Below are 10,463 nucleotides of genomic sequence, written 5' to 3' on the forward strand. Positions count from 1 at the left end.
TAAAAATGGACACTTATATATGTCAATATATTATAGCATAAGCATCCCGTAAAATAAAGATTGCAAGACTGCCGCGCTCCTTCTTCGCAAAGGACAACGCCTGCATAAAAAAAACAAGGATCGGAAAATTTCCGATCCTTGCCTGCGTCCCTGCCATTCTTAGCGACGTTCGCGAATCCGGGCAGCCTTGCCTGTAAGTCCGCGCAGATAATGCAGCTTTGCGCGGCGGACAATACCGCGGCGGGAAACTTCGATCTTTGCCAGTCGGGGAGAGTGCACCAGGAAAGTACGTTCAACACCGACACCGTAAGAAAGCCGGCGAACGGTGAAGGTTTCCCGAACGCCACCGTTCTGGCGGCCGATGACGACGCCTTCAAAGACCTGAATACGTTCCCGGTTGCCTTCGACAACCTTTACGTGTACCTTTACGGTATCACCGGGGCGGAAGTCGGGAATGTCGCTGCGAAGTTGTTCCTGTTCAAGTACGCTGATGATATTCATTTTCTTTTTCCTCCTATAAGACATTCATGCCTTCCGTGGTCCGTCTCCATACCGGCCATCGTCTTGCAGACAGAGGAGTGCCTAAATTAACGTATAGAGTATATCACAAAAGAAATTTGTTTGGCAAGTCGTAAGTAAAATTTTACAGAGACTTCGGTTCGACGGCTCCTGCCGGCACAAAGGTTTCGGTCATATGCTGCAGAACAGGCCGGTACTGCGCTTCCTGGCTCGTCTGGTAAATGACGGAAAAGGCCGCATACGTATTGCTCTTCTTATTGTAGCTGAACACATGGTAATACGACTTCCCGTCCTTATTCCAGGACACAGTAAAGGAGTCGCCGGTCCGTGTATTCGTCGTCAATGCGGGAGAACCGTTGATCCCCATATCCATCGTATATAACTCATCGACAGTAAAATTCAGCCGGTTTACGGCTCCGTAGACAAAAATCGTCACCGTATCGGCAGGATCCTGAAAATAAGCGCCGTCTCCGTACGTCGTGGATTCCATCTGCGTAGCCGTCTTCGGCACTTCCAGCGAATATCCGTACGTCTTATTGAAATACGTATAATAGTTGCTGTCGCTGCTCATATAGACTTCAACGGCATTGTCGCCGGCGGCGTCGCCAACGGCAAAACCGGGAGATTCGGCAAAAACGGTAATCCCTGTCAGCAGTGCAAAAAAGGCGACGAGCAAGGCAAGTTTTTTTCCATTCAACATGACAATCACGCTCCTTTTACAATAATTTTTTAATATTTCCCAGCGGCCTGATCAACGCAAAAACGGCGGTCAGCAAGTGCAGCCGATTCCTTTTGACCGATTCCTTTTCATGCATGACCAAAACGTTGTCAAGGAAGGCGTTGATCGGTTCGACACCTTCGGACAAAATGGCGACGGCCGCCGTATAATCACATGTCGAGTAGGCTTGCGACAAACGGCCGGACATGGCTTGGCAGGCAGCGAAAAGCGCCGTTTCTTCCTTACTTTCAAATAAGGAGGGATCGACAGCCGTATCGTCGGCATCTTTGACCATATTGCCAACGCGAGTATAGGCTTGCAGCAATTCCGTCTGTTCCATAACGCCGGCGGCTGCCAATGCCGCCGCGCGCTTGGCAGCCGCGGCCGCATTCAGTGTGTCAGATTGTAAAACGCAATCAATAATGCGGTAATCAAACCCCTGATCTTGTAAAATATTTTTCAGACGAAGAGCAAAATATTCGTTAAGCTGACCCATGACGGCTTCCCGATCGTTAAAAGCGACATGCAAAAGCTCCAGGATGTACGCGAAAACTTCCGTACAATTCAAATTCCAGTCCGCTTCCATCAGGATATTCAGAATGCCGATCGTCTGCCGGCGCAAAGCAAAGGGGTCCTGCGATCCCGTCGGAACCAGGCCCAGGCTGAACGAACCGGTAATGGTATCGAATTTATCGGCAACGCCGAGAATTTTTCCCATTATCGTCTGCGGCAGCCCGTCTCCGGCGAAGCGCGGCAAATACTGTTCGTTAATCGCTTCGGCTACAGCCGCCTTTTCTCCGTCAAGAAGCGCATACTCCTTCCCCATGACGCCCTGCAATTCCGTAAATTCCATAACCATCTGCGTCAATAAATCGGTCTTCGCCAATAAAGAAAGACGCTGCAAATCGCGGTTATCGACGGGCAAATCCAACTTATCCTTCAAGAATACCATAATGGCCGCCAGGCGTTCGGCTTTATCACGAAGCGTTCCCAAGCCGTCTTGGAAAACGATTTTCTGCAAATCGTCAATACGGTCGGCCAATTTTTTCTTTTTATCTTCTTCAAAGAAAAATTTGGCGTCGTCGAGCCGGGCCCGCAGTACGCGTTCATTACCGCGCCGGACCGTTTCCAAATACGCGGTATCGCCGTTGCGTACGGTCAGGAAAAGATTCATGAGCTTGCCGTCCCCGTCGCGCATCGGAAAATAACGCTGATGATCCTTCATCGGCGTGATGATGGCAGCTTCCGGCAACGCCAGAAATTCTTTGTCAAAAGCGCCGCAGAGGACTGTCGGGTACTCGACGAGATAAACGACCTCTTCCAGCAGCTCTTCATCTATCATGACCCTACCGCCCTTTTCTTCCGCCAGTTCTTGCAGCCCTTTGAGAATCATCGCTTTCCGCTCTTCCGGGTCGACGATGAGAAAATGTTCCTTCGTTACCCGTTCATATTCACGCATGGAAGAAACGGTAAAATCCCCTGTCCCCAAGAAGCGATGACCGCGGCTGACCTTGCCTGCCTGAACGCCGGCCAGCGAAAAAGGAATGACGTCGCTGCCGAAAAGACCTACGAACCAGCGCAGGGGGCGAACGAAACGAACATCCTGATTTCCCCATATCATGCTCTTCGGAAAAGATAAGGACAGGACGAGCTCTTTCATCATTGCCGGCAAAAGGCTCGCCGTCGCGGCGCCGACAGTCGTCACATCGGCAAAAACGTAGCCGTCTTCGACGATCAGATCGGCAACATCGACTTGCTGCCCGCGAGCAAAACCTGCAGCCGCCTTTGTCGGCTTTCCTTCGCCATCAAAAGCGATCTTGACGGACGGCCCTTTATTTCTGGCCGAAACGTCGGCCTGTTTTTCCGCGACACCGGCTATCAGCAAAGCTACACGGCGCGGTGTGCCGAGCACTCTGATCGCTTCATGGCTGATATGGGCTTCCTTGAACTTCGCTGCCGCCAATTCCTTCACCTGTCTCAACAGGCTCGGCATATAATGAGCCGGTATTTCTTCCGTGCCGATTTCCAGTAATAAATCTCTGCTCATTTATTTATCCTCCTTCAACATCGGGAATCCCAATTTCTCACGCTGCTCCAAATACGTCTTCGCACAGGCCCGGGCCATATTGCGGACACGACCGATAAACGCGGCGCGCTCGCTGACGCTGATAGCGCCGCCGGCATCCAAGAGATTGAAGGTATGCGAACATTTCAGGACGTAATCATACGCCGGAATGACGAAACCGGCCTGAATAACCCGCATGGCTTCCGCTTCATAGAGATCAAATAGATGAAACAGCAATTTCGAATCGCTCAAGGTAAAGGCATACGTCGACTGCTCCACTTCATTTTGGTGGAAAATATCACCGTACGTTACGCCCGTCGTCCACTCCAGGTCATAGACGTTATCTACGCCCTGGATATACATGGCCAGTCGTTCCATGCCGTAGGTAATTTCTGAAGACACAGGCTTGACATCAATACCGCCGACTTGTTGGAAGTACGTGAATTGCGTGATTTCCATGCCGTCAAGCCATACTTCCCAACCGAGTCCCCAGGCGCCGAGGGTCGGCGATTCCCAGTTGTCTTCAACGAAACGGATATCATGCTCCTGCGGATTGATGCCGAGTTCTTCCAGGCTCTGCAAATACAACTCCTGAATATTGTCCGGTGAAGGCTTGCAGATAACCTGGAACTGATGATGCTGGTAAAGGCGGTTCGGATTATCGCCGTACCGTCCGTCTGCCGGGCGCCGTGACGGCTCTACGTAGGCGACATGCCACGGTTCCGGCCCCAAGGTACGCAAGAATGTAGCCGGATTCATCGTACCGGCGCCCTTTTCCACATCATACGGTTCCTGAATGATGCAGCCTTGGGAAGACCAAAATTTCTTTAATGCAAAGATCATTTCCTGAAAATTCATCTGTTTTCCCTCCTGAAATACAAAAAAAGTCCCTGTAACATGTCCTGTTACAGGGACGAGCTTACACCCGCGGTTCCACCCCGATTGGTCAAAAGACCCGCTTAATTCATGAGCCATACACATTTCACGGAGAAACTTCCGACTCCGGCCTTCGGAACGCCTTTCAGCACTATGCGATAAGCTCTCACCGTCCTTATCTCGCTGCTCTTGCGCCTACTCCCTTTCCTGCATCGCCGATATTGCGTTTATCATAGCAAAGAACGGGCGAAAAGTCAATTTATGCCAAGCCCTTTTCCGGAAGAGCCGCTCCTTCTCCCCAATAGCTACTGCAACAAATCCTGAACAGGCCGCAGCAGTTCGGGATGGCGTACCATATAGCGGGTAAGGCTTTTGAAGGCCAACTGTTCTTCCTTGTACGGAATGTCACCTTGCAGCAATTCCCCTTCGCAATGTTCTTTCCCCAGCGGCTGGTAAAAATCATGGTCATAGGATCCGATCGCATCCCTGCGCAGCCAATGATACGGCGAAACGATATGATCTATCTTCTCCGTCAGCGCCGGCAACAGCGAATAATAGGCAAATCCCTTGGGTGCAATCAATTCCATAATCGTCGGCATAATATTCATATGACTGGCAATCGTATTGCCGGCAAACATATCCTTCGTCAGTTCGCAGTGATTGATCATCAATACGGGACAATGCTGCTCCCGGAAGCTGACAGCCCGATTAATGAGGGACGTTTTACTGAACATATCCAAATTAATGGCGTGATCGCCGGTCAGAATAAACAAACTGTCCGGAAAGAGACGGCGCATCCGTTCAATGAATTTGCCGATTGCATGGTCCGCAAACCAGAGAGCGCTCATATTTCGCTGTATATCTGAATCACGCTTGACATCCTGCGGCGCCTCCGGCATGACTTCATCCAGCTGATAGCCGTACCGTTTTACATCAATCTTAAAGGGCGCATGATACGACGTTGTGTAGATGAAATGGAATTCAGGAGCGGAGAAGGAACTGCCCTCAATAAGCTCGGCTGTTCTTTTAAGGAAAACATTATCATAAACACCTACCCAGGTCCGCGGCGCATCGGGCGCACAGAACTCAACGGCCGTCAATGCCCGATCGAAGCCGCAAGCCGGCGCAAAGCGATCAAAATTACCGGATTTCAGACTGCCGCCGTACCAATAGGCTGTCCGATATCCCAGCTTCTTCAACTGCAGCGGCAAGGACGTCGGAACCGTACCGTTCCAGAAACTTTTCAGCTCGTTCAGCTCCAAACCCATGTCGAAAATGCCGGACATCAGACTGACGATAGACGGACGAGACACCACCCCTGCCGATAAGGCGTTGGCAAACGATAAGGTATCTTCATCTTCCCGAAACCGTTTGCCGCCGCTGACGACATGCAGACAATCATATGCGGGATCAAACAGCTGCTGCAAATAGCTCTCGCCGACAAACAAAAAAATATGCGACGGTTTTTTTATACGCGCCCCCTTCGACACGCGCTTGAAAGAATACAACGGGTTTTTATCCGTTTCAGCCGGCTCGCTTACCGCCACCGTCCGGATAACCGCCAACGCTTCCGCATCCGATTCGTTCCTGCGCCCCTCTGCCGAGCGGGCAAACACGCGTTCCAAAATAAGCAGATCATCGGCCGCGGCGTTGGCAAAAAAGAGTTCCTTTTTTACAATCCCCGGCATCGTCGCCCACGTTTTCTTTTTCCGCGGATTCAAGGTGCCGCCCCATTTGAAGAAGAAGAACCCTAGGACAAGAGCGCCGAGTATGCCCGTATTGAACAGATACGCAACCGGTAAAGACGAAAATGACGCATACGAAAAACTCGGCAGGAGCAGAAAAGAATGAATGCCGTAAGCGGCGGCAACACTGTACGGAATCAGACTGAACAAGAGAAACGCGCCATGGTCCTGGTGAAAAAAGATATCCAACAAATTATGCTTTTCCGCATGTCTGACCAAGGGCAGGTTATGATTATAAATATCATGGAAATGACGATAAAAAATGAGTTTGCCGACAAACGCGATATACAAGACAACTGCATAAATGCATCCCATACTCAGACGCAAGCTGTCGCCAGCTCTCCCCACTTGCGGGAAAAAAAGTGACGGCACCGTTATACACAAAAAGGGAATCAAAAAAGCATATGCATTGTACGTCATGCCCCACCAGAACCCATACCGAAAACAACGCCGGACTATCGTCCCTTTTCCATTGAGCACCTTATACGGGCTATATATTTTGATAAACAAATACCGGAAAATGGCACATAAGATCGGAAAGAAGATAAACAACTTGATATCCTGCTGCACCGACAACACCAATTGCTCAAACACGGATACACCCCTTTTCCCTGCACCGAAAATACACGCTTCTTGTATTAGTATAATCGCCGATACGGGTAATCACAACGCCTTTGCACGGTACGGAAAAAAACTTTACACCCCAACCCGACAACCAGGCCATGAGCCGCATTTCTGCATAATTATTTTTTACATTATAAAAAACCGATAAAGAAAACGGAACAGCGACGGCAAACGCTCCTCAAATGCGAAAAAACACCCACATCAGTGAGTGCTTACGCCAATGCGATTACGAAAGTATTGAGATCAGGCTGCAAAAGCATTATCTTGGAACGCTTTATTCCTACACCCGGCAAGTGGCGGCAACCGCACCGGGCGAAGATGAAAAACCATTGCAACAGTATTTCACAAATAAAAAGGTCGCACAGAAAAGCCGATAAAGCTCTTCTGTGCGATTAGTTGCATGGCGGAGCGGGTGGGATTCGAACCCACGAGACCTTTCGGCCTAACTGATTTCGAGTCAGCCCCGTTATGACCACTTCGATACCGCTCCATCTAAAGACTAATATAGAGTATCATGTTTCGGCAAAACAGTCAATATGAAAACCTATTGTGAAAGGCTAATCGTCTTTCCCTTTTCTGCCATTAAGATGAAAACAACTTTTTCAAGCGTTGTATACCATACATGGACTTACCATAAAATCTGGAAATCCACGGCGCGTGTAAGGCCCCATAAAATAAGAGTTCATATTTTAATCCCACTCTCGGTCTGTCAGCCTTTTTTTCTTCAGCAGCTAAGTAATTCAACATATCCTGCCGCTGATCCATAGTTAATAAAGGATTGGCAAAATTCAGTCCAATACCGCCGACAGCGCTTCGAATAGCCCGATATCTGCAATAAATGCTATATTCTTTCATGCCGTTTTCTATGGACAAAGGAATCCTGGTCTCAAAAGATTTAAACAATCCGTATTTCGACTTAGGACTAATGTTATGTGTGATGGACCCATTATTATCGCCATTATAGTAATATAACGCTTCATCTAACAAATAAAAGCTCTTGACCTTCTTGATAACGAACGGCATGACAAGTAAATCTTCAAAATCAGTATTGCCTGCCATGCGTGTATCCTGCCACAATTCACTTTTATAAAATTTATTCCAAACATAACAAGGAATGCTGTCTTCAAGGATCGCCTGATAATACGTGTCCCTGTTTTGAAGCAAATGTTTCTGTAATGACTGCATCGTTTCTTTCCCATTTTTAATCGTAAATGAGTTAAAAGTAACGATATCTGCATTATATTTTTTCACCGCTTCGATACAATGGAACACTAAGTCCTTATGGATATAATCATCGCTGTCCACGAATAAAACATAATCTCCGCTCATTTGATCAAGGCCGGTATTCCTTGCTCGACTGACACCCTGATTCTTTTGATGAATAACTTTAATACGAGTATCCATCTGATACATATCGCATATTTTACCGCTGTTATCGGTAGATCCGTCATCAATCAGGATAATTTCCAAATTATCATAAGTTTGATTCCGAATGCTTTCAATACATTTTTTTATGTACGGTTCCACGTTATACACAGGAACAATAACCGAGACCAAAAATGATCCGTCATTCTGTGCTGCCATTTTCTATGTACCACCTTATAACCACATAACAACTGACAATAATTTCATTTTTAGCTTACACTGCCTTAATTCGTTTATTATACCGATAAAACACTTAATAAAATCACAAATAACAGACGCCCCCTCTCTTCCGCATTTAAATTACGCACGGCCACGTATGTTCTTATGGATAAAACCCGGCGTTGCTGTCTATCCGTGCTACTTTAAAAGGGCCTTTAAAAAATTAGCTGCGCTAAATTCCTGATTGACGTTAAACAGATTGGCTTCATAAATTGGCAGTTTTTCTCGATATGTATAAATAAATTCATGTATTTGTTCAGATAATACCCGCAAATCATCCAATTGAACTGCTTCGCCTATTTTATAGCGGGCCAATACTTCGGGATTTAACACGGCAGTCGTCAAAACAGGCTTACACAACGCCATTGCATTAAAATAAACGGCACTCCAATTGTATACGTATCGCTTATCTTGATACGGCAAAAAGAGAACATCAACCGCTGACAACGCGTCATACCACCCTTTTCCATATAACTTGCCTTTGATAAATGACACATTGGCCTCGTTATCATATTTCTTCATAATGGCTGAGGCAGAAGCAATATCTGCACTCTCCGTAGGTGCAAGTTGAACGACAAGATGCGCCATCCCGTCCAATTCGGCCTGAACAAATGCCTGAATAATCTTGTCAATATTTTTTTCACCTTGCCGGTAATGTCCAAAAAAACCGATACGAATCGGTTCCCGATAGGTTAAATGAGAAGCTGCGGACACTCCTGCAGGGCGAAGAACGGGCGGTTGAATAACCTCCACATTAGAAACATTGTCCTGCAAAAAATCGTTTCTTAATGAAGTTACCTTTAAACGAATATTTTTATAGTCCTTACACCGTTCGGCTTGTACTAAAAATTTCGGTTTTTCTTGCGGATTGACGCCCAAAAAAATAAAAATAACCGGTATGGGACTCTCTTTCAACTTACTCTTATGAAGTGACCGTAAATATCGATACGTCGCCGTCGTCAATATAATAGCGTCAAACTCTCTGCGGGCCGCTCTTTCATATGCAGAATTAAACCAACGGATACGACGAGCTTCCCGTTGTAAAGAAAGCCATCTTTTTTTAAATTTTCCCGCCCCTTCATACGATATGATACTGCCGCCTTGCAAGTATTCTATGGACACATCGAAATCTACAGATAAACTGCTGTTTTCCGGTAACAGCAGGAGAGGTTCGTGTCCTTGACATTGAAGCTCATCAATAATTAAGCGGTCAAATTCCTGCTCAAATCCTCCATTAGTTTTAACCGTTTCCAAAATAGCTACACGCATATTTTTACTCCCAGTTCCGAATATGGTATAAATTCCAACACGATAGTACAACATTACTGCTTAACCAGCTACTGTCATTGACATTATGCATCGCCCTGATCGCTGTTTTCAGTTTTGTCGATAATGCCTCTATTTTCCTTTTCATGGTTCAATTCGTATAATTTTAAATATTTTAACAGTTCGTAAAAGAAATGGTTAAAACACATATACGTTCCCATCCAACCGTCCAGAAATCCTCGCCTTAACATAAACATTTTGAAAAAACCGCCCAAAGCATGCCCCAATATTCCGCCCTTACTGATCGTTTTACCATTTTCAAAGGCATTTTCAGCCCAAGCCGTCGTATAAAGACAAAGTTTTTTCTCCCACTGTTGCCAATTTTTGTACGTATGGTGTTCCATGTATCCGGATAAGATTTTTGCCGTCAAAACACAGTCCGGCCGCTCATGCACTTTATTGACCCATACAACAGATTGCCGCGGGAACAACCGCATGACCGTATCCGGATACAACACTCCGTAAGTAAACTTTTTGCCGAAAGCCACAGACTTACGTTTCATGCCATATTGTTTGCTCTGATCATCTACCTCTACTACCTGCCGTATTTCTTCAGCAAGCTTCACATCTATTCGTTCATCTGCATCCAAATATAAGATCCAATCTGCAGTTGAACTGTCTCTTGCAATATTTCGTTGTTTGGCAAAATCATTTTCCCACTCATGATAGATGACACGGGCGCCGCAGGCTTTAGACATAGCAACCGTGCCATCCGTACTGCCTGCATCGACTACGATAATATCACTCGTACACTGTCGCGCACTACCAATGACAGCCGTCATATTTTCTTCTTCATTTTTGGTCAAAATTAAAACGGATAATGTACTCACGCTGTCCTCCATGTAGTATACTTATTGATCTATTATATCATAGGAAGACACAACAAACTATGCGCCTGCAGATGCCTCAAGACGCTGTTTTAACAATTGGCGGCCCCACCGTCTTA

The 10,463-nt window shown here is 46.7% G+C and carries 8 protein-coding genes and 1 tRNA gene; all 9 read right to left on the reverse strand.

Annotated elements, in window-relative coordinates:
* Positions 1-159: 159 nt before the first annotated feature.
* Positions 160-501 carry a 50S ribosomal protein L19 gene (rplS, locus tag HMPREF1250_RS02090; RefSeq protein ID WP_023052955.1) on the reverse strand — a complete coding sequence of 114 codons (342 nt, stop codon included), beginning with the start codon at positions 499-501 and terminating at the stop codon, positions 160-162.
* Between the two features lie 142 nt (positions 502-643).
* On the reverse strand, positions 644-1,219 hold the full coding sequence (locus tag HMPREF1250_RS02095) for a hypothetical protein (RefSeq protein WP_023053013.1): 576 nt from the start codon (positions 1,217-1,219) through the stop codon (positions 644-646).
* Between the two features lie 16 nt (positions 1,220-1,235).
* Positions 1,236-3,284: a glycine--tRNA ligase subunit beta gene (gene glyS, locus HMPREF1250_RS02100; protein WP_023053075.1), complete on the reverse strand. Its 2,049-nt coding sequence runs from the start codon at positions 3,282-3,284 to the stop codon at positions 1,236-1,238.
* Positions 3,285-4,160, reverse strand: a complete 876-nt coding sequence (gene glyQ, locus HMPREF1250_RS02105) for a glycine--tRNA ligase subunit alpha (protein ID WP_023053105.1) — start codon at positions 4,158-4,160, stop codon at positions 3,285-3,287.
* Positions 4,161-4,483: 323 nt separating this feature from the next.
* On the reverse strand, positions 4,484-6,517 hold the full coding sequence (locus tag HMPREF1250_RS02110; protein WP_023053047.1) for an LTA synthase family protein: 2,034 nt from the start codon (positions 6,515-6,517) through the stop codon (positions 4,484-4,486).
* 431 nt (positions 6,518-6,948) lie between these two features.
* Positions 6,949-7,037: transfer RNA gene (locus tag HMPREF1250_RS02115), tRNA-Ser, on the reverse strand.
* A gap of 92 nt (positions 7,038-7,129) precedes the next feature.
* Positions 7,130-8,131 carry a glycosyltransferase family 2 protein gene (locus tag HMPREF1250_RS10850; protein WP_023053052.1) on the reverse strand — a complete coding sequence of 334 codons (1,002 nt, stop codon included), beginning with the start codon at positions 8,129-8,131 and terminating at the stop codon, positions 7,130-7,132.
* Between the two features lie 198 nt (positions 8,132-8,329).
* Entirely contained in the window at positions 8,330-9,460 is a 1,131-nt protein-coding gene (locus HMPREF1250_RS02125; protein ID WP_023053098.1) for a glycosyltransferase, read from the reverse strand.
* A gap of 83 nt (positions 9,461-9,543) precedes the next feature.
* Positions 9,544-10,347 (reverse strand): glycosyltransferase family 2 protein, encoded by an 804-nt coding sequence (locus tag HMPREF1250_RS02130; RefSeq protein WP_023053011.1) that lies wholly within the window; start codon positions 10,345-10,347, stop codon positions 9,544-9,546.
* Positions 10,348-10,463 lie beyond the last annotated feature (116 nt).

Source organism: Megasphaera vaginalis (ex Srinivasan et al. 2021) (assembly GCF_000478965.1).
GTDB classification, from domain to species: Bacteria; Bacillota; Negativicutes; order Veillonellales; family Megasphaeraceae; genus Megasphaera; species Megasphaera vaginalis.

What these genes read in the sequence shown, in the direction of transcription:
- rplS (WP_023052955.1), bottom strand. Translation starts at nt 501, where the DNA reads ATGAATATCATCAGCGTACTTGAACAGGAACAACTTCGCAGCGACATT.
- glyQ (WP_023053105.1), bottom strand. Translation starts at nt 4,160, where the DNA reads ATGAATTTTCAGGAAATGATCTTTGCATTAAAGAAATTTTGGTCTTCC.
- HMPREF1250_RS02125 (WP_023053098.1), bottom strand. Translation starts at nt 9,460, where the DNA reads ATGCGTGTAGCTATTTTGGAAACGGTTAAAACTAATGGAGGATTTGAG.
- HMPREF1250_RS10850 (WP_023053052.1), bottom strand. Translation starts at nt 8,131, where the DNA reads ATGGCAGCACAGAATGACGGATCATTTTTGGTCTCGGTTATTGTTCCT.
- HMPREF1250_RS02095 (WP_023053013.1), bottom strand. Translation starts at nt 1,219, where the DNA reads ATGTTGAATGGAAAAAAACTTGCCTTGCTCGTCGCCTTTTTTGCACTG.
- glyS (WP_023053075.1), bottom strand. Translation starts at nt 3,284, where the DNA reads ATGAGCAGAGATTTATTACTGGAAATCGGCACGGAAGAAATACCGGCT.